The sequence below is a fragment of the Brevibacillus laterosporus genome (assembly GCA_007833815.1).
Taxonomy (GTDB): Bacteria; Bacillota; Bacilli; order Brevibacillales; family Brevibacillaceae; genus Brevibacillus_B; species Brevibacillus_B laterosporus_D.
In genome coordinates, this window is sequence record CP033464.1 from 3,977,759 (window position 1) to 4,000,287 (window position 22,529).

Consider the following 22,529-nt stretch of genomic DNA (forward strand, 5'->3'; position numbering starts at 1 on the left):
CATATCTAACGAAAAATCATGGATACATATAAATTACTATTTGCGGTCCAACATAGTTCAAAAAGAAGTTCGAAGAAGCAATAGCTGTTTTGACATTGAATCGAAAAATAGTCCTTAGTCTTGGCTTTTTCGGACAAAAGATAATATTAAGTAACCGAGGAACAAATTAAACTCTTTGAAAGACTTTACTATCACAAAATTGATATATCAGATGAAATCTATGTATCAATGTAAATGAATATATCGGTGATTGGATATGCTATTCAAAATGGCAAGAAAGTAACTTACTTTGAACCAATCAAATAGAGCAAGTCTTATTGGGCTTCACAGGCAGGATGGCTTGTAAGTATATTTGCTTTAGTCGTTGCCATTTCAGGTCCATTCCTGACATTACTCGCTTCCGGTATTAATCGTAAAGTCATTCTCTTAACTGCTGTACTTATTTTCGCGATTTCAAATATTGTTTATGCCTATACTACGAAATTCGATGTTATGCTAGCTTTCCGTATTCTTCCTGCCATTTTTCATCCTGTCTTTTTTTCAGTAGCCCTTGTGACTGCAGCTAAACTTGTCCCTTCGGAAAAAAGCAGCAAAGCGGTTACAAAGGTTTTTGCCGGAATAACTGTCGGGTTTGCTTTTGGTGTGCCTATGACTTCTTATCTCGCGGAACAGTTTTCGTTAGAAGCTGCTTTCTTGTTTGGAGCATTTGTAAGTGTGATTGCCTTTGTAGGAATATTAGCTTGGCTTCCCTCCATGCCTGTTAAGGAAAAAATGTCTTATGGCAAGCAGCTTGGTATATTACGCAAACCTCAATTGTGGTTAAATATCGTGACAGTTATTTTTCTCTTTGCAGCTATGTTTTCTGTGTACAGCTACTTTACTGAATATCTTGGACAAGTAACACATATGAACGGATCATGGATTAGTATCATGCTGATGGCTTTTGGTCTAATTATGATTTTGGGAAATTTTTTATTTGGGTTCTTATTTCATTCCGATGGTTGTTATCGTGTTCATTTGGGGAGCAGTGCATTCTGGCGGGCTTATTGTCAGTCAAGCATGGTTAACGACTGAGGCAAAAGAAGCTCCCGAATTCGGCAACAGCTTGTTTGTCTCATTTTCCAATCTTGGAATTACTGTAGGGACTTCTATTGGTGGTTGGTTTATTTCTCACTTGGGTATACATCAACTCTTCTGGAGCGGAATTATGTTTACACTGCTTGCTTTCTTATTGATTATGATAAAAATAAAATTTTTCAAATCGAGCGCAGAGGAAGTAAACGTACTTTAAACTAACGGGGACGATAGTTCAATAAAAGGTGGCAGTTAAGAATGTGGCTTATATGACCTGTGGTGAGGCTTACTATAATTAGCTGTTTATAGGTGTGGTCTTGCGTTCGGGTCGTAGCTTATACAGTGGATAGCCCCTGAATTAAATTGTTCTATGAATGTAGGTGGTAAACGAAATAGCTCAATGTCAGAAATATATCGGGTAGGCTTAACTTGCTCCAATGAGTCTTAACATTCCACTTAACATCGCCATCACTATAATTCCCATCTACTGTTAACGAGATTTTCCTCCCAGCTTCAAAGCTCCAACTAATCCCCCAAGGTAAGCTTACAGTAAAAGAAGAGAAATCTTTATCAGTATCAGGAGAGAATTTTTTCAGTACATTATCAACCTGTTTGAAATGCTTTGAATTCAAAACTGTCATTCATTGCACTTCCTTTTATGATATCTAGGAGCTATGGAAGTGATCAGCCCCATATTGGAACATGCACATGCTGAATGGATGTAAACTATCCCCGCTTCCTGGACCAATAGAGCGCCTGAACTATCGGGAATTTATATGAGAAAGACAAAAAGACTCTCCCTCAGTACTGCCACTGCCTACTAAGAGAAAGTCTTTCCTTTCAAACTATATGAATTGATAAGCTGACATACAATCGTAGTAAAGATTACTTGGCATAATCCCCTCGAAACAAACTCTCACTAGTCCGACCCAGCTTTTTCTCTAATCGAATGAGTCGTTTCTCGTACATATCCCGTTCTGCTTTATTGCGTTGTCGTAAATACGCCGTTTTCTTTTGCCAGCGCTCGAATGCCAGTTTTGTATACGCATATGCCTTATCATATTCTTTCAATTGATGCTCATATATCTTGGCTACCTCGATACAAATGTCTTCGGTGCCCCATTCTTTCTCTCTCATGCAAGCTTCATAGCAATAAAGCGCTTTGGTCCAGTCCCTTTGACGTTTGTATAAGTGCCCAAGCGCAGCTTTTGCCCGCCCTGCATAGGGATGTGTACTCCGTGCCACTTCCTTATAATGGGACAAAGCCATCTGCTCTGCTCCTATCGCTTCGTACCAGCGAGCCACTTCATAGCGTTCTTCCATAGAAATCGTAACAGTCTCTACAGACAGTAGCATGTTAGAAATATGAATATATAAGGTGATTAGAGAGAGTACATCTACTTCGTTATGCTGCAAAACACCAGCGATATGCTCTGGATCCTGCTGGCGTACGTAATCAAAATAAAGCATGGGAGCAAGTGAACCCGGAACATCCTCCAAGCGTCTGATTCCCAGCTTTTGTTCTTCTATAATGGACAAGCGACAAGATACCAGCTCATTCTTCCATAGTCGTCTCGCCCCGTGTAGCAAATCGATATGTCCAAATACAGGCAGGGCAGGCACATCATTTCGGACCAGAGTATGCCTAGTTTTCACCTGCGGCCAGTCAAATGATTTTCCATTGTACGTGACAAGCTGTTTGGACTCTTTTACATCTGCTAAAAAAGATTGATACAACGTAATTTCAGAAAAAGGATCGGCCAGAAAATGCTGTCGAACTACCACTTCATCTTGTTCGAGCTTGCTGTAGCCTAACAAAAATATGGTATTGCCCACTCCGCCGTGTAATCCAGTTGTTTCCGTATCAAAAAACAGCAAATCCTCTGGACGTTTGTTAGCAGCAGATAAGGGATGCTCCAAACCACTTTCGTTCCATCTATGAATGACGTCAAGTAACGCCGAAAATTCATAGTTTCCATGAATCATGTCTAACGGATAGCGCACTTCTCGCACCATAGCATACTCTTCCTCACCAAAGAACGGTTTGGCTTGAAGTCGTCTCCACGTATCCGCATACGGAATCTGGGATTCAGGTTGTTCCGGTTTTTCCTGCCCGTCCACCTGCTCCTTGTTACTACCAGTCGTCAGATGCTTTCTCATCCGCTGCAATTTGTTTTTAAGAGACAAACGCTGCACCTCCTTGCGCCACACGCAACAGAGATAGTGCTAGTTCTTTTCCATCCTGTTCTACATATCCGATACAAGAAGGACATCCTGAGGCACATGGACACGAGCTAATCATCTCTTCCGCTTTAGCAAGAATGATTTCCATCTGTTTATAAACCTGTTCGCTAAGCCCAATGCCACCTGGATAGCGATCGTAAAAGAAAATAGTAGGTTGACTAGAATGAACAGCTTTTCGCTGGGTGATTACATGTAAATCTTTAGGATCGCACATCACCCACAAAGGCGCAACGTGTTGCAACACATGTCCTGCCCCAACAAGCCCCAACTCCACTTCCTCTTGTCCAATTGTCTGTAGGATGGATTCTGGAAAGCTAATCCAAGCTGCATTCGTATGCAATTCTTCTTCTGGCAAATGAATCGGACCTGATCCAATGTTCTCATGCGTCTCAAACTTGATTTTCTTAAAAATCGTTGCCATCGCATTGACGGCTACTTCTCCGTAAGCCAATTCGGTCTCTTTGTGCATACGTGTAGCATCTGACTCTAGCACTTTTAGCTGCACAGCCAAGTTAGCATCTGTATAATAATCGACCTGAACCTCACGAATAAAAGCCTTCTTCTCTTCATAATCCAGTTTTTCCACCTGATACTGCACTCCTTGATGCAGATAAATCGCTTCTTCATGCAATAGCGTCATGGAGCTGAAACGGTCCATTTCTCCAATAACCTTTTCCTGTCCACGTTCGGTAATGTCGACAATGACCACATTCTCTTGTGAAGCAGAACGCAAGCTGATGTTATGCGCCGGGAAAGAGTCGTTCATCCAGAACCACTTCCCTTTAGAATAATGCAGAATCTGTTCTTCTGTTAAAAATTCTAGAATCTCTACAATTTCAGCCTGACCAAATGCATCTCCTTTGTTGAAAGGTAGCTCGTAAGCTGCACACTTCAAGTGATCCACGAGAATGATCAGATTATCAGGATTAATACGCGCTGATTCAGGATTTCGTTCAAAAAAATACTCAGGGTGTTGAATAATGTATTGGTCGAGTGGTGAAGAACTACCTACCATGACAACAACAGACTCGTCTTGACGACGCCCAGCTCTTCCTGCCTGCTGCCATGTACTAGCCACGGAACCCGGATAGCCCGTAATGACGCATGCTTGCAATTGTCCAATATCCACCCCAAGCTCCAGTGCATTCGTACTAACCACCCCAACAATGTCACCTTGTCGCAGTCCCCGTTCGATTTGTCTTCGTTGCGTTGGTAAATACCCGCCTCTGTAGCCTTGAATCGTTTTAGGTCCCAGTTTTTTACGGATCAGCTCCTGTAAGTAGGTAAGAAGAATCTCTACACGCACACGACTTCTCGCAAATAAAATGGTTTGAATTCCGTTTGTCAAAAAGGCGGAAGCAATGTCCCTAGCTTCTAAAGTTGCACTGCGTCGTATATTTAATTGATGGTTTACGATAGGTGGATTATAAAAAATAAAATGCTTAGTCCCTGTCGGAGCTCCATTGTTGTTTACAAGCTCCATCTGCTCCTCTGTAATCTGTTCTGCTAATTGCAATGGATTCGCAATGGTTGCGGAAGTACAAATAAACTGCGGATGTGAGCCATAATAGGCGCAGATACGCTTCAATCTTCTAATAACATTAGCAACGTGACTCCCAAACACACCTCGATATATATGCAGCTCATCAATTACCACATATTTCAAATGTTCAAAAAAAGCCACCCATTTGGTATGATGAGGCAAGATTGCAGAATGTAGCATGTCCGGGTTAGTAATTACAATATTGCCGGCTTTCCGCACCATTTGCCGGATATTTGCTGGTGTATCCCCATCATAGGTTTCCGTTTTGATAGATAGTCCCATCTCATTAATTAATTCATGTAATTCACTCTTTTGATCTTGCGCCAAGGCTTTAGTGGGAAACATATATAACGCTCGCGCCTGAGCATCATGAGCCAACGTTTGCAATACCGGCAAGTGATAGCACATGCTTTTTCCCGAAGCGGTGGGAGTTACTGCGACTATATGCTTCCCATTTTGAATATGGCGAAAAGCCGTTTCTTGATGTGTATATAAAGAGGAAATTCCTCGTTTACTTAAAGCTAGTGCGATGCGCTCATCCAATTGCTCTGGGAACGGCACCACTTTTGGATCACGGGGCGGAATGGTCGTCCAGTTGACGATGTTTTGTTTGATCCGTTCGTCGGAACGAAACTCTTCCAAGAGTTCTGTCATGTTTTTCTTTCGTAGCATTTTTTGATCACCCTCTTCTCTTTCTATTGTACAAGTGAAGGCAGAAGAATAGACGGTCGATCGCTAGCTTTACATGCACAACGTATTTGTACTCTTATTTACCCGTTGATGAGCTACTCTGTCAGCTTTTTACTCACACCAAGTCCATTCAACACATCTGCTACGGTTTTACTTGCTAGTTCTCTCTCCATCGCTTGCTGGGCACTCGAAAAGACGTCGGTCAGGGTGTGTTGAATCTGTTTCCCAATCGAACAATCTGGATTAGGCTCCTCATGAATAGCAAACAGCTCATCTGGGCTTTGCACTGCTTTGTAAACGTCAAGAAGAGTTATCTCCTCTGGGCTTTTTGTTAACGTGGCACCGGGAGCACCGACTGTAGACTCTAACATTCCTGCTTTTTTTAACATACTACTAATGCGACGAATAACCACCGGATTCGTATTTACACTTCCAGCTATATAAGCTGATGTAGCCTGTCCACAGGGAGTGGATGCTACTAATGAAAGGATATGAATAGCTACTGCAAAACGACTATTTACCATTTGCTCTCCCCCTATATCCATGTTTGGATAGTCGCTACTCCTACTTTATACTTTTTTCGACACAAAAAAAACACCTAAAAGATACACCTCCAAATAACATGTAGGAGGTAGCTTCCAAACAGACTCTGCTCTATTATGAACATAATCGGTTTTCTTTATCTTTTAGGTGTTCTTGTTTTACACAAATAGCATGACTACCTTGAATAAACCAGCGGACAACAGTGCTGTAATCGGCATGGTGATTATCCAAGTGAACACAATCCGTCGTGCTACCCCCCACTTCACATCTTTCACACGCTGTGCCGATCCTACCCCCATAATAGAAGAGGAGATTACGTGTGTGGTACTTACAGGCAAGTGCAGGAAAGTAAATCCAAAAATGATAAAGGCCGACGACAAATCTGCTGCTGCACCACTAACCGGCTTTAATTTAGTAATTTTGCCTCCAACCGTTTTAATAATTCTCCATCCACCTACCATAGTACCAAGTCCCATTGCTAATGCAACAGATACTCGAATCCAGGTCGGAATGTCTGTAGTGGTCTGGAGACCGGCTGTTATCAAGGCCATCGTCATAATCCCCATCGTTTTCTGTGCATCGTTTGTTCCATGGCTAAACGATTGCAAAGCAGCCGTCATCATTTGAAAGATACGAAATCCCTTATTCGTTTTGGCCAAATTAGAATTGCGGAATACAATCTTGAATAAAGACATAATTAAAAATCCAAAGACTAACGCTACGATAGGAGAAATCAGCAAGGCCTCCATAATACGAATAAATCCTGAATAATTTAAGCTCCACAATCCTTCTGAAGCGATAGCAGCACCAGCGATTGAACCAACCAGCGCATGTGAAGAACTGCTAGGAATTCCATAGTACCATGTAATTAGATTCCAGGCTATTGCTCCAATTAGAGCGCATAAGAGCACAATCGAACCATTTTCTAAGGAGAAAGGATCGACAATATCTTTTGTGATTGTTTGGGCTACCCCGGTAAATAATAAGGCACCTAAAAAGTTCATCAAAGCTGCCATTACGATTGCTACATGAGGAGGCAACGCTCTTGTAGATACGGAAGTTGCAATCGTATTGGCTGTATCGTGAAATCCGTTTATAAAGTCAAAAGCCAAGCCTAGGATGATGATACAGACCAAAATAAAAAGTACACTATCCATCATGGAACCCCTTTTCTTTAGACATTTCTCATGATGATCGTTTCAAGTGCATTGGCTACATCTTCACAACTATCTGCAACGCCTTCGAACATCTCATAAATCTCTTTATATTGCATGATGGCAATTGGGTCCTTTTGATTAGCAAAAAGTTGACGAATACTTCTATCCAGAACAGCATCCGCTTTTGATTCCAAGTCGTTAATCTTTACTACATAAGGATGAATATCGTGCATTTTCTTTTGAAACAGCAGATCGGTTGCCCCTGCAATCTCCTTAGTAGCTGCAAGCAACAGAACAGTAAATTCTTTCATATGCTCGTCCCACGTTTTGATATTATACATCTCTAAGCGAGAAGCAAGCTCTTCAAAACCGTCCAATACATCGTCTAGCTTCACAGCCAAAGCCAAGATATCTTCGCGCTCAATCGGTGTGATAAATGCTTTGTTTAATTCCATAATAACTTTATGTATATGTGTATCTGCCTTATGCTCATAGTCTTTCATGACACTAGAGAAGGTCACCAGATCTTCCTCGTTCTTCTCGGGAAAATGGGCAAAATACTGGGCAGACTCCTCAATAATGCTTACAACCTGGCTCAAAGTGCTAAAAAATTTATCGTCTTTTGGTCTAAAAATCATAAATTCTCCTCCTCTTTCTCCAAATCTCGTGCAAAACAATCAGAAGGAGTCCCAGGTGATATCCCTCGGATGAATGTGTTTATAGTATGGTGTATTATCTCTTGCTCATTCAACGTAATTAACGACTGACACATACTCAGTCGCATAAAAAAGTAGCCCGTGGTGAGACAAATAAATAATTCTGCCGTAGCAACACAATCAATATCAGCTATCTTACCTTTATCCTTCATCTTAGTAAAATAATCAGTCAGCATTTGTTTAAACTGATTCGGCTGGATCGAGATTTTTTTCACAAGCTCAGCAAACACAGTTGGGTCACGAAAACTAATTGAAATAATATCCTGCATCTCGGTAAGTTGCCGCAAAAAATATTGGCCGATATGTAACAGGTCCACTTCCAGTTCCCATGTGAAGTAATCTCTAATGTTGTCCATCTTAAAAGTGTGCCTTTGCACGATCATTTCCATAATTTTGTCTTTACTACCAAAGTTTCTAAAAATTGTCACTTCATTAACTCCGGCTTTTTCGGCAATTGCTTTCGTAGTCGTAGCTCTGTAGCCCTGTTCTTTCAACAAGTCTATCGTAGCTTGCAGAATTTTATCATTTGTCGATTCTTTCCTCATCTCTTTTCACCCTAGTTTTATGAATGCAAGCACTTACTTGCAAGGAAAAGTATAGTTCACAGACAGAACAGATGTCAATTTTTTAGAAAACTTAGCTGTGTTAGAAAAAAAATTAAATCGTAATGATTTCGGTTTATCTGTTATAGTATGTTATGAATACTTGAATAGGAGGTTTATATGCTCGCAAAACTTCGTACGATTTCTCTAGAAATGGGCTTTGCTCTGATCATGGGGGCTTTGTTATACCTATTTCTGTCAGGAGGTCAGCTCCCATCAATTCTTTCAAATCTACATTACTCTACCCAGCTATTAGATGTAAAAACTCTATTTCTTAGTATTTTGCTTGAGGCTATTCCATTTGTGTTGATTGGTGTGTTCTTTTCTGCATTATTACAAACCTTCGTTAGTGACGAAACTGTCCGAAAATGGACACCTAGGAATCCGATCCTAGCTATTCCGTTTGCTACCATGCTTGGGTTTCTATTTCCCGTCTGTGAATGTGCTATCGTGCCGATTGTACGTCGCCTGATTCATAAAGGTATGCCTGTTTATGTGGGGATGATCTTTCTGTTAGCAGGACCAATCGTTAACCCAGTTGTAATGGCAGCTACTTATACTGCCTTTCCTAATCAGCCACAGATGGTTTTGTATCGCACTCTGTTTGCTTTTATTGTTGCTGCTGCTGTGGGGCTCATTCTTTTTTTTACACAAAAAACCAGCCCTTTGAAAATAGGTAGTGAATATGAAATAAAACATGAGGAACAGCATCTCAACATGCAGGGAAAAAAGCTAAGTAGTACGTTTACTCACGCGGTCGATGAGTTCTTTGATATGGGGAAATTCCTCATTTTCGGGGCGTTGATTAGTGCGATTATTCAAGTGTATGTCTCTCGGGATGTTCTGACCTCTTTCTCAGAAACTCCCTTACATGCCAACCTAACAATGATGGGGCTCGGGTTTATTTTTTCTCTCTGTTCAGAAGCAGATGCTTTTATTGCAGCATCGTTTTCTGGCACATTTAGCAAAGGCTCTTTACTCGCTTTCATGGTGTTTGGCCCGATGATCGACTTGAAAAATACGTTACTGTTAGCAAGTGTCTTCCGTATCGGGTTTGTTGCGAAATTGATTAGTTTAGTGACGTTATTGGTTTTGTTGCTAACTCTATTTTATCCATTATGATAGGAGGTCTCGATAGTGCGTCCCCAAACGAAAAAACATCATTACTATTTACGTAGTTTTTTATTGTTAGGTTTTTCTCTGGTCCTAGCTAATCTGATCTGGACAGGCTCGATCAATTTATATCTAGCACCACGTTTACATATGTTATGTCATGTAACCTTTGCTATTTTGCTTCTATTAACTGGAACTAGTTTTTGGCAAACGTGGCGAACTAATGATCAGACAGATGAAATATGCGACTGTGGTGGCTCACATGGATTACCATCAACCCGCTGGAAAAGTACGTTTGTATATGGGCTTTTCCTTCTTCCCGTTTTAATGGGACTTTTTATGCCTGATAAAGTACTAGATAGTGCGATTGCCAAGCAAAAAGGGGTTAATCTATTGCAAGGAGATGCTAAAAAATTACTTTCAAAGGAACCTGAAAAGATCACAGTAAATGCTACAAATGATCGTGTGGAGTTAGATTCGACTTCGACTGCAACTACGGATGTCTCTACTGCTCTCTCTACACAAGAGGTGCGCAAGATGTTTGAGGGGTTTGGCGATTTTTATCAGGATTTCGCTACTTCATTGTACAAGGAGCCCGTCATGAAACTAACCGACCAAAACTTTTTAGATGGTTTAACGGTACTATCTGTATTCAATCATGAATTTGATGGACACCCACTAGAAATGAGTGGATTTGTCTACCGTCAGCCCGATATGCAAGAAAATGAATTTGTGGTTGCTCGTTTCTCCGTATCATGTTGTACAGCAGACGCACAGGTCTCGGGAGTTCTCGTCCAATCAGCCAATGCCAAAGAATTTAAGACAGATAGCTGGGTTAAGGTTAGCGGAACCTTAGGTTTGACATCGTTTGAAGGCAATGAATTACTGGTCCTACAGGCTAAACAAATCTCTCAGGTTGATGCACCAAAAGACCCGTATGTCTATTATTCAGCTCTACCCTAGCAAGTATTTCTAAAAATGTTTTGTTTTTTTACCATATAAGGATTCAAATACCTCCTTTAGTGTTAAAACCTATGTGTACCCTGTTTTTTCATATACACTAAAGGAGGTTGTTTAGATGCATAAGGAGTTAGAAACAGAGGTTGCCATCATCGGTGGCGGTGTGGGTGGAGTTGCAGCAGCATTAGGCGCAGCACGGCTTGGAAAGAAAGTCGTACTTACAGAAGAAACAGACTGGATTGGAGGTCAATTTACCAGTCAAGCTGTTCCACCCGATGAACATCGTTGGATTGAACAGTTCGGTTGTACTCAGACATATCGCCAATTTCGTAATCAAGTACGTGAATACTACCGTCAACATTTCCCACTAACGACAGAAGCACGATTAACATACAATCTAGATCCTGGTAACGGCAGTGTTAGTAGGCTATGTGCTGATCCACGTGTCTATTTATCCGTCATGGAAGAAATGTTGGCACCCTACGTACATAGCGGACTCGTCACGGTTTTAACCCGTTTAAAAGCGATTTCTGTTGAAACAAACGGAGATACCATCTGCTCCGTCACGCTTTCTCAGCTCGACAACGGTATCTATTTTACAGTGCGGGCCCCCTATTTCCTAGATGCTACAGAATGTGGAGATCTATTGCCAATGGCTAATGTCGAGTATGTCACTGGTGCGGAATCGCAATCCGATACAGGTGAGCCTCATGCGATAGACGGGGATGCAAAACCTTTTGACATTCAAGCCGCAACCTATGTATTTGCTATGGACTATGTGGAAGGGGAAAACCACATCATTGATAAACCAGCAGACTACGATTTTTGGCGAAATTACAAACCTGATTTTTGGCCAGCTTGCCAGCTAAGTTTTACAGCAGCAGACCCTAGAACATTACAGCCGATAGAATATGCCCTCTTTCCTGGTACTGATAAATTTTCCTTATATACGTATCGACGAGTTATTGATCAATTACATTTTGTTCCTGGAACCTTTTCGACAGATATTACCTTGGTAAACTGGCCACAAAACGATTATTGGCTTGCTCCCATTTATGATCTTCCACCTGAAGAGGTCACAAAGCATTTGTATCAGGCGAAACAATTAAGCTTGTCGCTATTGTACTGGATGCAGACAGAGGCACCTCGACCAGATGGTAAGGAGGGGTATCCAGGGTTACGATTACGACCAGATGTGATGGGAACCATAGACGGATTAGCTAAATATCCATACATTCGAGAATCTCGCCGTATTAAAGCAGCATTCACTGTTCTAGAACAGCATGTGAGCGCGGAATGGAGAGGTGATGAGGGTGCCGAACCTTTCCTTGATACGATTGGTATTGGAAGTTATCGCATTGATCTACATCCAACCACGGAAGGTACTACGTACGTTGATGTAGCATCCTTGCCATTCCAAATTCCATTAGGCGCCCTCATTCCAATACGTGTCCAAAATCTTTTGCCTGCTTGTAAAAATATTGGAACGACCCACATAACAAACGGTTGTTATCGGTTACATCCCGTAGAATGGAATATTGGTGAATCAGCAGGGATGTTAGCTGCTTTTTGCGTCGAAAAAGGATATCACCCTAGAGAAGTGTGGGAAAATACAGCTAAGCTTAAAGATTATCAACAATTATTAACCCAGCAAGGTGTAGAATTGTTCTGGCCTAAACTGACATCCGTATAATATCTATTACCCATATCAATTTACCTTTGCATCAATTCTTCAAAAAAATACTCGGCTACTACAGTAACAAGCCCCTTCTCATAAACTAGGGGTTTGTTACTGTAGTAGCCGAGTTTCTAATCTAGCTTAATAACCGCTTAATCACTTCATTTGTAATCGTGGGCACCACCTCAGTGGAATATGTCACTTCCATTCGTTCATATTTGTTATGGGCATCATACCCATACGGCCCTATATTTATAGCTGGAACATTTAGGTCGCGTATATCCTGATAACAGACAACATGCTTACTGCCCCAACTCGGATTATTCTCACGTACAGCTTGTATTCCACTCTCATCATCACTCATGGCCACACAGCTCATGTCGCAGATGTATGGGAAAAAATTACGGGTTACAATCGGATAGTCATATTCGGGCTGAGTACTTTGGATCGCCTCGTCCAACGCTTGTAACAAACGGATTTCATCCCATGTCTTTCCAGTAACTTCAACACGTGGAGAGTATAGCGAGGAGTAGAATAGAATAATGGCTGGACTTTTATCACTCATCCACCTCCACTCTTCTTCCACAACTCGACAGGCAAACATTCTGGTATCAAGGCTCTTATCTTGTAAAAGCTGTTGTTTAAACAAAATCATATGGGCTTCTAGTATTTCACCGTACTCCCGATCTAATTGCTGTTTCATTTGCTCATAGGTCATCACACGTGTTTTCCACGGCAATGCTTGAGCCTCTTCTCCCAAGCGTTCACGATACGTATTATATCGGTTTTGTAACATATCTAACGCTTGTTGAAAAGCCATTTCTGCCTGCTCACTTAATTTGTCTAATACTTGCTTAGGAGACCAAGATTGGATAAAAAAATTAAAGTAAACATAGGCAGCTAATGCTGTTTGCACAGTGTACGAAGACTTTAAATCCATTTGCTTTAATGAGACTGGAGGCGCAGGCAATTCCCCTAATGCCTCATCACACAAAACAGGATTATAACTAATCTGCTTGGTTAATTCAGCAGCCAAATAATTGGGGTCAAGTCCTTCAAAAGCAGAGCCTACATGTGTTTCTGCTCCCGTGATGAAGAACGAGGGTAACAGCTTTCCAATTGTTCCTTTGTAAATGTATCGATTAGGGTCACCCGCATATCTAGGGGCTACGAAATCTGAATTAATAAGTGCTACATATTCAAATCCATGGATCTCTCTCCATTTTTTTAAATCCTGCAGAGCGGACAGAACCCCATGGGAGCTATCCTCCTCATCGCATTCTGCCAATAGTACCAGATTTCCGGCCAATTCTTCTGGATGGTTGGCGTAATGCTCCAGTAAGAACAGATGACTAGCAACTCCACTTTTCATATCTAGCACACCACGTCCAAAATGCCATTCACGTGAATCCAAGTGCTCTTTTACCAATTCAGGTAACTGCTCCTGCTGTAAAGCATTCATAAGCGCTTCGGGATCGCAAGCCATCTCCTTTAAATGAGCAAAGTCTTCCACCCCCACCGTATCAATATGTCCCATTAGGATGACTGTACGATTACTAGGTTCCTTCGTTCCCCTTACACATGCCAGCACATTATAGCGCTCTATCTCATCTCGCTCTGTTTGTGACAGGATGACATCTTCAGGATGCTTTTGAAAATACGTCCATTTTTGTAATAGCTGATAAATATAGCGGGCAACATTGATTTCTCCGGAGGTATTTACGACACTTGCCACCCTGACCAATTCATCTGTTACTTGCAACACTTTCTGTCGACTATTTAACATTTCATCACCCTTTATATCACTGAATTTCCTGTTATTTCATAACCTTTTTTATTATTTACACTGATTAAGAGGCTATTGTATGCCCCGATCCCGATGTTTTGGCTGTACGTCCTGTATCCATTCGCTTTTCTACGTAATGTAAAAAAAGCGTAACCAACAATACAAGCACAAGATAGTACATGCCAACTACAAAATAGGTTTCAAATGGTAAATAATTTTCAGCCTGCGCGGACAGCGCATTGTTAAATAACTCGGAAACAGCAATATAAGCAACCAATGAAGAATCCTTTAATGTAATAATACATTGATTCCCAAGGGGAGGGATCGCACGTCGAAATGCTTGAGGCAAAATAATATGCCACATAGATTTTTTATAGGTCATGCCAAGAGAACGAGCAGCTTCTGTTTGTCCACGGTCGATGGACTGAATCGCTCCCCGAAAAATTTCGGCAATATACGCTCCTGTATGGATAGCCAAAGCTATAGAACCAGCGGCAAAATCACTTAACACAAAGATACTAGAAATTCCATAATACAAGAACATGATTTGAACAATTAGTGGCATGCCCCGTACTAAAAAGATATAGATATCAGCTATTTTTCGTAAAAATCGGTTATGTGAAACCCTGAAGAAAGCAAACACCAGACCAATCAGGGACGCAATTATGAGTGAAACCAGGGTAAGACTGATCGTTGTCCATGTTGCTTTAAGAAAGGCTATTCCGTGTGTTTCAAAAATGGATAGGATATTAAAAAAGAAGCTCATATACTGACACCTCCCCAGAAAAGTGGCAAATCGCTAAGCGAGTGAAAGAGATTTGTTATTCGTTGTCATTTTTCCACAATCCTTTGTTTCCCTTACTTTTTCTCCATTAGATCAACACCAAACCACTTCTTACTGATCGTGGCGTATGTTCCATCTTTCACCATCGCAGCTAGAGCTTCATTGATTTGCTTGGTTAACTCGGAATTATCCTTATTTACTGCAATTGCAATTTTCTCCTTTAGCAAAATCTCGTCGATCAGCTTTAGCTTCAGACCTTCCACTTGGATTGCTGATACACCGACAATCTTATCGGTAATAACAGCATCCACTCGACCAGAGGTTACATCCTGCAAAGCGTAAACATCACTCGGATAGCCCCTTACTTTATCTGTGTAGACTTCCGCAACTGTCTTGTACGTACTGGCTTGAACCACTCCAATGACTTTATCTTTCAAATCAGCTGCGGATTTTATAGATTCATTAGTCTCTGCTACGAAAATCTGGGCTCCCGATAAATAGTAGGGCTCAGTAAAATCCACCTGCTTACTACGTTCTTCGGTAGCTGTCATACTGCCGATAATGGCATCATACTTTTTGCCTTTCATTCCTTGTATAATAGTCTCCCACGGATTGCTCACTGGATTTGGTTGTAGCCCTATTCTGCTGGCAATCTCTTTGCCGATCTCCACATCAAAGCCGGTCAGTTCTCCCTTGTCTTTATAATTGAGCGGCTTGAATAAGCCACTCATCGCAAAAGTAAATGCTCCCTCTTTTGTAAGCTTTAGGGTAGCTTTCGTTGAGGATTCGGTTGGTTGTGAGCTTTCTTTGTTAGAAGATTGATCCGATTGTCCGCACCCACCTACCATAAATAAACAGGCGACAAGCGTAAAAACCACAGAAGAGAACTGCTTCTTAGACACAGAAACCTCCCCCTTTTTCGTTTTGTACCGTTTTCTTCAAATAAGCTCTCCAACTGATCGCCCATTGATCTAGATCATCAAAGCTTGCTTCATCAATATGTGCCTAATCGCTCTAATGGTCGACCACACGCAGACGAGACCAAAAATGCTCCCTCCTCTTCATTCAGGTGACGTGCCTCTTCACGTAGTAACGGCATATCTGTATCGGACCTAGTCGATCTACCCTCTTCCTATAAGTAAGTCTCATTCCAACTTAGTAAATTACATTAAAAAACAGAACTCCATCTTTGAAAAAATCTTTGCCTCGTTAAAAGTAACTCTTCTCAAGCAGATCGCCGCTTCACTCACAGGATAGACAGGATCAATCACCCGTTCAAAGATTTGAACTCTTTTTCACTAGCATAAAATCAAGTATAATCAATCTTAATACATATCAACGTATAGATGCCCAGTTATCATCACCAGACTAGTTAACTGGTCAATCTCGGATAAAAACGCATGTATGGAGGGAGACAATGGTAGTAAAAACACATATTGACTCTATATGTATCTCCCAATTTATTATCATGTAGAAAGTAACTTGTTTAGGAAGTGATTATATGACTCAAAGGTATGTTCATCATATTTGTATACAAACGAATACGTATAAGGAGTCGTTACAGTTTTATCAAGAAGCTCTAGGGTTTGAACTAGTCCAAGAAACACCTAATTTTCATCAACGCGATTTTAATACCTGGTTAAAGCTGAATTCTTTTTATATCGAACTCCAAACAGGGAAAGCAGGAGAAATACTTGATGCTTCTAGTCAAAATACCCTAGGACTTGTTCATTTCTGTTTATGGGTGGAAAACTTGGATGAAGAATTTCAAAGAGTGAAGAAATTAGGTTATCGCTTTAAAATGAAGGATGGAAAAGAAATCTATACAGTCGAAAATGGGCGGTTGCTAAAATTGCTAGCTCCTGAAGGAACTGTTATCGAACTTAGAGATAATCGAGGCGTCTAAGAAAATAAACAAGAGGCTGTCTTATGATTGATATGCTCCCCTTTAAGTAGACAGGTGAAATAATAAAACAGATACATAATCTAACAAACCGAGCCCCTATCTCAACAAGTACTGTACAACACTGAATGAAAAAATATAGGAATAGAAAGAAAGGATTGACTTCAACATGGCTGAATTGATGATTCGACAACTTGGTGATCCTGTGCTACGCAAAGTATGCAAACCTATTACCCAAATCACAGATCGCGAACAAAAATTGTTACAAAATTTGACTGACACTCTATATGCCGATGCTGGTCGAGCAGGTTTGGCAGCGCCACAGGTAGGCTTTTTAAAACGGATGGCCGTTCTTGATTGTGGTGATGGATTAGTAGAATTAATCAATCCAGAGATTATCTCTCAATCAGGGGAAACTCTTGAGTATGAGGCTTGTCTCTCCTTACCAGGTATGTACGGAGCTGTGAAACGAGCTGAGTCCATCGTGATAAAGACATTAAATCGTCAAGGGGAAGAAGTACATATTGAAGCTTCCGGGCATAAAGCACGCTGTATTCAGCATGAAATGGATCACTTGGATGGAATATTGTACATTGATCATGTGAAAAATGGGCATCTTTTTCAAGAACCAACGAAAAAGCCATTAGATGTGTATCAAATCATTCAACTCTCAAAACAAAATGCTTTGTAAAGCGGTCAATGGTCGATAGATTGTCAGTAGAGGAGTACATATGGGAAAAACCTTAGTCATTATAGGCGTCATCTTGATTGTAGTAGGTTTACTCTGGCAAGTAGGTGGTCGTTTCTTTCATTTTGGGCGTTTACCAGGTGACATTGTAGTGGAAAAGGAAAACTTTCGTTTTTATTTTCCGGTGGTTACCTGTATTATTATTAGCGTGGTGCTATCTCTAATCATGTATGTTATACGTTTCTTCAAATAAATAATAGGAAAGCTCAGGCAAGTTACCGTTGAATTTCCCGATCGTGTAACTTGCCATTTTCGTTTCTTCAAAAAATACTTAATGTCTCAGAATGCGAAGCTTGGTTCCTTGATCGTTTGCTACAAACTCCGCCATCCCCCCTATTGGAAAAGGAAAACAAGGTGTGGTATGCCCGAAGTCCAAACCGGCAATCACAGGAAGATTTTGTAGTTCGCGTTTCGTCAGAATAATCTCTTTTAGCACATCGGGCAGAATGTTTGATTGCTTTTGAAAACGTCCGAAGCAGATTCCTTTGACTTGCCCTTGGTAATGAACGCTGTGTAACAACGATTGTAAATTACGATCAAATTCTTCTGCAAAACTAAGATAGTCATCCTCTATAAACAGAATGGCATCGTTTAAATCTGGCATATATGGGGTTCCCTGCAATAAATTCAACGTACATAAATTTCCCCCTGCATCTCTTCTGCATGTCTTGAAAACGTAACACGTAATCCCTGCTTACTTAACACGTGTAGCGCCTGTTCACGTAACTCCTTCGCAATAATCCCTAAACTACGAGAAGGAGATATGACCCGAATCATATCCCCCATTTGTAATTTATCAGGAAAAATACTCTCCATATGTATTCCCCTTCTTATTAGCGTTTCTGATTAATCGACTCTTGGTGCATTTACCTGTTACCTTGTTGTTCTAATTCTTCCTGCAATTGATTTAATGACTGAGCAGATTCAGAAACCTTATGAGTAGAATTCCCAATCATTTCGACATCTTCAATAAATTGAGCCATTTTGATAGTGGCAATGTCAATTTCGCTTATGCTTGTTTGCATGGAAATTACAATTTGGTTAAGTGCTACTTCTGTTTGATCAGATTCTTTTTGTCCCTTATTCACTAGAAGCTGGATATGACGGATGGAGGAGACTACGTCTTGCATAAATTGACTAGATTGGGCAATAAGCGAAGAAACATCTTGAACGGATTGTCTAGTTTGTTCGGAAAGCATACGTACTTCTTGAGAAACGACGGAAAATCCCCGTCCATGCTCTCCTGCTCTAGCCGCTTCAATGGCGGAATTCAAAGCAAGTAAATTGGTCTGTTCTGCGATTTGTTGCACAAGATTTACAATTTTTTGAATCTCATTTGAAGAGTGATTCAGCTTTTCAATCAGCTCTTCCATGTCATTCATTCCACCGTTGATATCTCGAATACGCGACTCAAGTTCTTTCATCCGCTGCTGTCCTTCACTCGCTAATTGGAGGGTCTCTCTAGATTTGTCTGCGCTATGCTGAACAGCAATATTCATGTCTTGACCACTGGATATTAACTGTTTTACGGATGAAGTGGTTTGTTGGCTTAGAGATGCCAGCATAAGGCTGATATCCGCCATTTTCGTTTGAATTTGTTCACGACCTCGGTATTCTTGCTCTCGCCGCATGTTTTCTTTCTCATATGATTCAAGCACGACCTGTTGTTCGAAGTTAAACATCTTAGAAACAACAATGCTTGCTTGTAATAATAGCTTCGTATCTGTCAATTGATCAAAGATAATTTGCAATACATGCTCCTGAACATTTTGAAACGCAGCGATGTACCATTTTGGTTCTAATCCAATGCGCACATGCACTTCGGCTACTTTAAAACGTTTGTGCAAAAACTCATCGTTAATATGCCCATCAAACATATCCAGCAAATGTATCTCTAGACTTTTCGCAAGTCGCTCCACAGTGCTATGCTTTGTCAAAATTTGTTTTAGATGAGGGACACTGAGAATTGTTTTGTAAAAAGTCTTGGCAATATCATGAATATGAGTCGCAATGATCGGCTGTAATGCTTTCGCGATTTTTAAAATCCTCTGGACTTAATCGAATCATGTTCATCTGGGTTACAATATCTGCATGCTTTATATTCATGGTGACTTGGCTAGTTACCATCTGTTCTTTAAAGATTTTTGTTTGCGTAGATTCTTCTGCCTTTGTGCTGAACCAATTCGTAAATAAAAAGCTTTTCCCCATATGCTGTTATCACCTTTGTTAGTTTTGTATTTTCAGATAAATCAGTCGTATAATCACAGACATTAACAATTATAACAAGCCTTATATAGCATTGTAAATCATTGTACGGATACTATTCGTTAAAAGCTTGTGAATTATTTTGAAAGAAAATTTCGGTTGTTTTCCAAATGAAAAAACTCCTATAGTTTCCTATAGAAGCATCATGTTAGGTAACCATGAACGAAATATTCAAAATATGATAAGATTATAGAGACCTCTATACGCGGGACATTTCAATTATATATCATATTATCCCATGAAAGGTGTCTGAATCCAAATGAAGCCATTCCGAAAAGCGATCCTAACAGAGGAAGAACTGCGTAACCTTACTGGTACACCAGGCCCATTAGCTAGTAACAAGGTCATCCCCTTCCTAGATATTCATTGTCGTTCCTTTTTAGCAAAATCTCCTTTTTTACTCCTATCTACAAGCAGCAACAAAGGGCTCTGCGATGCTTCTCCGCGTGGAGATCATCCTGGATTCGTTCATGTATTGGATGAGCACCATCTTCTCATACCAGAACGTCCAGGTAATCGTCGAGTAGACTCTCTACGAAATATTATTGCCAATCCTTATGTAGGCTTGCTCTTCATGATTCCAGGTCTTGAAGAAACATTACGTATCAACGGAAAAGCATGGGTTATTCAAGATCAAGAACTTCTCGAACCAATGCAAGTACAAGGGCGAATCCCTCAACTTGGAATTGCAGTAGAAGTGGAAGAATGCTTTATTCATTGCGCTAAATCGTTTAAACGTTCCGGCCTCTGGGAACCAACTACTTGGTTGCCAAAGGATAGCCTTCCTAAGCCAGCGGTAATGTTAGCCGAGCACGCCAAGTTACCCAATGTGTCCGCAGAAGATGTCGCAGACTTATTACATGACAGCTACACCAAACGGATGTATTAAGATTATGATCTGGTAAGAAACACACCTGTCCATTTATGAACTCCTCCAAAACATTAATAAGGCTGCCGGATTTGCATCCGACAGCCCTACAGGAGACCCAATTCTTCACTTATCTATGTTACATTGTCCAATTCACAAGCACTTACTCTATTCTTCCATGTTCCTTCACAAGTTACCTCTATTGTTTCTTCTGTTTTTTCTTAGATTTCATTTGCATTTTTTGCGTAACATCTTCATAAGTGGCATCATCCATCTTTTTTAGCAATTTATGATGCTCAGTTACATCCTGGATACCTGCTTCAACGGTTTGTGTGCGAAGATCTTTCCGTACCAAAACCGTAGAGAACCAGAAGCCGATCATCGCCATCGATAATAAAACAGGTCCAGTAAAATATGATATTTCATAAGACATGTTCTTTTCTCTCCTTCCTTGGTTTTGTGATCTCTACCTCGCTGTTTCTTATTTTACTAGAAAAATAAAGAAATAATATGGAAAACTAATAGAAAAATCATCACAATGACATCATATTCTGCTATAGCCTAGAAGGTTCTGTGCCTTTTACCTATTAAAAAGCTTATTCTTCCTTACCCGAAAAAAGAGCAGATAACTCAGGTAATTCTGCCCTTTTTGTCGTCTTATGACCTAAATTAAAGCTTAACATCCAGTTTAATCATGCCAGACTCTCTCATTGCCTTATAAATGATCACTAGTAAAGGACCTAAAAGTAAACCCACTCCACCAAATATCTGAATACCGATAAATAGCGAGGCTAAGGTAGCTACAGGAGACAAGCCCATATGTTTCCCCATAACCTTAGGCTCGACTGTTCGTCGGATAATTAGGAGAACTACCCCTAAAAGTAACAGCTTGGTTCCCATGACGGGATCTCCTGAAACATAATAGAAAATCGACCATGGCGCCATAATGACAATGGAACCTATAATCGGTATTAGGTCAATAATCCAAATGATTAAAGACATAACCAGCGCAATTTTTGGGTTAATAAGTAACAAGCCAATTAATGTAACAGCAAAAATAACTAAGCTGACCAAAATTTGCGCTTTAAAAAACCCTGTAAAAAAAGAGGCTATTTTGTTGAAAATAAATTTGACCTTTTGCTCGGTTTGTTCAGTTAATTTTGCATAAAACGCAGCTTTAAGCCTTTCTAAATCAGCCATGATGAAGAATAAAGCAATCAAGTAAACAAGGAAATTAACTAGGAACGCAGGTATTTTTGTAAACACTTGCTTAATCGTATCTATATTTAAATAGGTTAACAGTCCTGTTTTAAATGTTTCTAGCAACGCACTAATCTGCTTGGTGCCCTCTTCAACTAACTCATTGGGTAAATCAACTGAAAAAGCGTAGATTTTGTCCAACATCTCTTGCCATAGTCTAGAAAATACACTTACATAATACGGAATATGTTCTATTACATAAAGTAGTTGTGTGGTCGCTTTTGTTACAATAAAATATCCACTTACAGCCATAACTAGAACAAAAATAAAAAATACAATCAACACTGAAAAATTACGACTCATCTTAAAGCGCTCTTTCAGAATACGCACCAGAGGATCCAACATGATTGCCGTCAGTAAAGCAAGTAGCAATGGAATGGACACCGGAATAATGACAATAAGTAAGAGAACAATAAGTAAGATGGTCACCCATTTAATCATTTTCTTTTTATTTTTGAAGTTCATCGGAGTATCGAAGGCTCCTCTCTTATCTCTATCCCCTATCTAAACAGTAGGCTTTACATCCTTTTATCTATTTGTATAGTAGCATACTTACCTACTAGATAATAGTTTTGTAGCTAAAGACATACTTAAT

At 40.3% G+C, this 22,529-nt stretch carries 21 protein-coding genes and 4 pseudogenes; 9 read left to right on the forward strand and 16 right to left on the reverse strand.

Annotation, left to right across the window (positions count from 1 at the left end; genetic code table 11):
• Positions 1-32 precede the first annotated feature (32 nt).
• Positions 33-306, forward strand: a pseudogene (locus EEL30_19400) (hypothetical protein).
• An 18-nt stretch (positions 307-324) separates the two neighbouring features.
• Positions 325-1,291 (forward strand): annotated as a pseudogene (locus tag EEL30_19405) (MFS transporter).
• Positions 1,292-1,442: 151 nt separating this feature from the next.
• Here EEL30_19405 and EEL30_19410 read toward each other — a convergent pair.
• From EEL30_19410 to EEL30_19440, 7 genes are all read right to left on the reverse strand, one after another.
• Entirely contained in the window at positions 1,443-1,715 is a 273-nt protein-coding gene (locus EEL30_19410) for a hypothetical protein (GenBank protein QDX94257.1), read from the reverse strand.
• A gap of 244 nt (positions 1,716-1,959) precedes the next feature.
• Complete coding sequence (locus EEL30_19415; GenBank protein ID QDX94258.1) at positions 1,960-3,261, reverse strand: exonuclease; 1,302 nt, start codon at positions 3,259-3,261, stop codon at positions 1,960-1,962.
• On the reverse strand, positions 3,251-5,533 hold the full coding sequence (locus EEL30_19420; protein QDX94259.1) for a DEAD/DEAH box helicase: 2,283 nt from the start codon (positions 5,531-5,533) through the stop codon (positions 3,251-3,253). The genes EEL30_19415 and EEL30_19420 overlap by 11 nt, the downstream gene beginning before the upstream one ends.
• Before the next feature lie 113 nt (positions 5,534-5,646).
• Positions 5,647-6,075 (reverse strand): Rrf2 family transcriptional regulator, encoded by a 429-nt coding sequence (locus EEL30_19425; protein ID QDX94260.1) that lies wholly within the window; start codon positions 6,073-6,075, stop codon positions 5,647-5,649.
• Between the two features lie 177 nt (positions 6,076-6,252).
• Entirely contained in the window at positions 6,253-7,251 is a 999-nt protein-coding gene (locus tag EEL30_19430; GenBank protein QDX94261.1) for an inorganic phosphate transporter, read from the reverse strand.
• Between the two features lie 17 nt (positions 7,252-7,268).
• Complete coding sequence (locus tag EEL30_19435) at positions 7,269-7,889, reverse strand: DUF47 domain-containing protein (GenBank protein ID QDX94262.1); 621 nt, start codon at positions 7,887-7,889, stop codon at positions 7,269-7,271.
• Positions 7,886-8,512, reverse strand: a complete 627-nt coding sequence (locus EEL30_19440) for a TetR/AcrR family transcriptional regulator (GenBank protein ID QDX94263.1) — start codon at positions 8,510-8,512, stop codon at positions 7,886-7,888. The genes EEL30_19435 and EEL30_19440 overlap by 4 nt, the downstream gene beginning before the upstream one ends.
• 177 nt (positions 8,513-8,689) lie before the next feature.
• Here EEL30_19440 and EEL30_19445 point away from each other — a divergent pair, with 177 nt between their 5' ends.
• From EEL30_19445 to EEL30_19455, 3 genes are all read left to right on the forward strand, one after another.
• Positions 8,690-9,691 carry a permease gene (locus EEL30_19445; protein QDX94264.1) on the forward strand — a complete coding sequence of 334 codons (1,002 nt, stop codon included), beginning with the start codon at positions 8,690-8,692 and terminating at the stop codon, positions 9,689-9,691.
• A gap of 15 nt (positions 9,692-9,706) precedes the next feature.
• Positions 9,707-10,645 carry a TIGR03943 family protein gene (locus tag EEL30_19450; protein QDX94265.1) on the forward strand — a complete coding sequence of 313 codons (939 nt, stop codon included), beginning with the start codon at positions 9,707-9,709 and terminating at the stop codon, positions 10,643-10,645.
• A gap of 115 nt (positions 10,646-10,760) precedes the next feature.
• Positions 10,761-12,335 carry an FAD-dependent oxidoreductase gene (locus tag EEL30_19455; GenBank protein ID QDX94266.1) on the forward strand — a complete coding sequence of 525 codons (1,575 nt, stop codon included), beginning with the start codon at positions 10,761-10,763 and terminating at the stop codon, positions 12,333-12,335.
• A 121-nt stretch (positions 12,336-12,456) separates the two neighbouring features.
• Here the strand turns inward: EEL30_19455 and EEL30_19460 are convergent, their stop codons facing one another.
• The 4 genes and pseudogenes from EEL30_19460 to EEL30_19475 form a co-directional block, all read right to left on the reverse strand.
• Entirely contained in the window at positions 12,457-14,106 is a 1,650-nt protein-coding gene (locus tag EEL30_19460) for a M20/M25/M40 family metallo-hydrolase (GenBank protein QDX94267.1), read from the reverse strand.
• 64 nt (positions 14,107-14,170) lie between these two features.
• Positions 14,171-14,872 carry an amino acid ABC transporter permease gene (locus EEL30_19465; protein QDX94268.1) on the reverse strand — a complete coding sequence of 234 codons (702 nt, stop codon included), beginning with the start codon at positions 14,870-14,872 and terminating at the stop codon, positions 14,171-14,173.
• 92 nt (positions 14,873-14,964) lie between these two features.
• Positions 14,965-15,738 (reverse strand): ABC transporter substrate-binding protein, encoded by a 774-nt coding sequence (locus EEL30_19470; GenBank protein QDX95828.1) that lies wholly within the window; start codon positions 15,736-15,738, stop codon positions 14,965-14,967.
• 152 nt (positions 15,739-15,890) lie between these two features.
• Positions 15,891-15,998 (reverse strand): annotated as a pseudogene (locus tag EEL30_19475) (short-chain dehydrogenase).
• A 393-nt stretch (positions 15,999-16,391) separates the two neighbouring features.
• Here EEL30_19475 and EEL30_19480 point away from each other — a divergent pair.
• From EEL30_19480 to EEL30_19490, 3 genes are all read left to right on the forward strand, one after another.
• Positions 16,392-16,796, forward strand: a complete 405-nt coding sequence (locus EEL30_19480) for a VOC family protein (protein ID QDX94269.1) — start codon at positions 16,392-16,394, stop codon at positions 16,794-16,796.
• Positions 16,797-16,962: 166 nt separating this feature from the next.
• Positions 16,963-17,484, forward strand: a complete 522-nt coding sequence (gene def, locus EEL30_19485; protein ID QDX94270.1) for a peptide deformylase — start codon at positions 16,963-16,965, stop codon at positions 17,482-17,484.
• A 40-nt stretch (positions 17,485-17,524) separates the two neighbouring features.
• Positions 17,525-17,734, forward strand: a complete 210-nt coding sequence (locus EEL30_19490; protein ID QDX94271.1) for a DUF2905 domain-containing protein — start codon at positions 17,525-17,527, stop codon at positions 17,732-17,734.
• Between the two features lie 78 nt (positions 17,735-17,812).
• Here EEL30_19490 and EEL30_19495 read toward each other — a convergent pair whose 3' ends face one another.
• From EEL30_19495 to EEL30_19505, 3 genes and pseudogenes are all read right to left on the reverse strand, one after another.
• Positions 17,813-18,229, reverse strand: a complete 417-nt coding sequence (locus tag EEL30_19495; protein QDX94272.1) for a hypothetical protein — start codon at positions 18,227-18,229, stop codon at positions 17,813-17,815.
• Positions 18,169-18,357 (reverse strand): hypothetical protein, encoded by a 189-nt coding sequence (locus tag EEL30_19500; GenBank protein QDX94273.1) that lies wholly within the window; start codon positions 18,355-18,357, stop codon positions 18,169-18,171. The genes EEL30_19495 and EEL30_19500 overlap by 61 nt, the downstream gene beginning before the upstream one ends.
• A gap of 50 nt (positions 18,358-18,407) precedes the next feature.
• Positions 18,408-19,749 (reverse strand): annotated as a pseudogene (locus EEL30_19505) (methyl-accepting chemotaxis protein).
• 316 nt (positions 19,750-20,065) lie between these two features.
• On the opposite strand from EEL30_19505, the gene EEL30_19510 reads away from it, so the two are divergent.
• A complete protein-coding gene (locus EEL30_19510; GenBank protein QDX94274.1) occupies positions 20,066-20,695 on the forward strand; it encodes a pyridoxamine 5'-phosphate oxidase family protein in 630 nt (209 codons plus the stop codon).
• A gap of 178 nt (positions 20,696-20,873) precedes the next feature.
• Here the strand turns inward: EEL30_19510 and EEL30_19515 are convergent, their stop codons facing one another.
• Entirely contained in the window at positions 20,874-21,107 is a 234-nt protein-coding gene (locus EEL30_19515; protein QDX94275.1) for a hypothetical protein, read from the reverse strand.
• A 236-nt stretch (positions 21,108-21,343) separates the two neighbouring features.
• Entirely contained in the window at positions 21,344-22,399 is a 1,056-nt protein-coding gene (gene ytvI / locus EEL30_19520; protein QDX94276.1) for a sporulation integral membrane protein YtvI, read from the reverse strand.
• Between the last annotated feature and the right edge of the window lie 130 nt (positions 22,400-22,529).

Coding starts and splice junctions, on each gene's coding strand:
- EEL30_19410 (QDX94257.1), bottom strand. CDS start 1,715: ATGACAGTTTTGAATTCAAAGCATTTCAAACAGGTTGATAATGTACTG.
- EEL30_19420 (QDX94259.1), bottom strand. CDS start 5,533: ATGCTACGAAAGAAAAACATGACAGAACTCTTGGAAGAGTTTCGTTCC.
- EEL30_19425 (QDX94260.1), bottom strand. CDS start 6,075: ATGGTAAATAGTCGTTTTGCAGTAGCTATTCATATCCTTTCATTAGTA.
- EEL30_19430 (QDX94261.1), bottom strand. CDS start 7,251: ATGGATAGTGTACTTTTTATTTTGGTCTGTATCATCATCCTAGGCTTG.
- EEL30_19435 (QDX94262.1), bottom strand. CDS start 7,889: ATGATTTTTAGACCAAAAGACGATAAATTTTTTAGCACTTTGAGCCAG.
- EEL30_19440 (QDX94263.1), bottom strand. CDS start 8,512: ATGAGGAAAGAATCGACAAATGATAAAATTCTGCAAGCTACGATAGAC.
- EEL30_19445 (QDX94264.1), top strand. CDS start 8,690: ATGCTCGCAAAACTTCGTACGATTTCTCTAGAAATGGGCTTTGCTCTG.
- EEL30_19455 (QDX94266.1), top strand. CDS start 10,761: ATGCATAAGGAGTTAGAAACAGAGGTTGCCATCATCGGTGGCGGTGTG.
- EEL30_19460 (QDX94267.1), bottom strand. CDS start 14,106: ATGTTAAATAGTCGACAGAAAGTGTTGCAAGTAACAGATGAATTGGTC.
- EEL30_19465 (QDX94268.1), bottom strand. CDS start 14,872: ATGAGCTTCTTTTTTAATATCCTATCCATTTTTGAAACACACGGAATA.
- EEL30_19470 (QDX95828.1), bottom strand. CDS start 15,738: ATGGTAGGTGGGTGCGGACAATCGGATCAATCTTCTAACAAAGAAAGC.
- EEL30_19480 (QDX94269.1), top strand. CDS start 16,392: ATGACTCAAAGGTATGTTCATCATATTTGTATACAAACGAATACGTAT.
- def (QDX94270.1), top strand. CDS start 16,963: ATGGCTGAATTGATGATTCGACAACTTGGTGATCCTGTGCTACGCAAA.
- EEL30_19490 (QDX94271.1), top strand. CDS start 17,525: ATGGGAAAAACCTTAGTCATTATAGGCGTCATCTTGATTGTAGTAGGT.
- EEL30_19500 (QDX94273.1), bottom strand. CDS start 18,357: ATGGAGAGTATTTTTCCTGATAAATTACAAATGGGGGATATGATTCGG.
- EEL30_19510 (QDX94274.1), top strand. CDS start 20,066: ATGAAGCCATTCCGAAAAGCGATCCTAACAGAGGAAGAACTGCGTAAC.
- EEL30_19515 (QDX94275.1), bottom strand. CDS start 21,107: ATGTCTTATGAAATATCATATTTTACTGGACCTGTTTTATTATCGATG.
- ytvI (QDX94276.1), bottom strand. CDS start 22,399: ATGAACTTCAAAAATAAAAAGAAAATGATTAAATGGGTGACCATCTTA.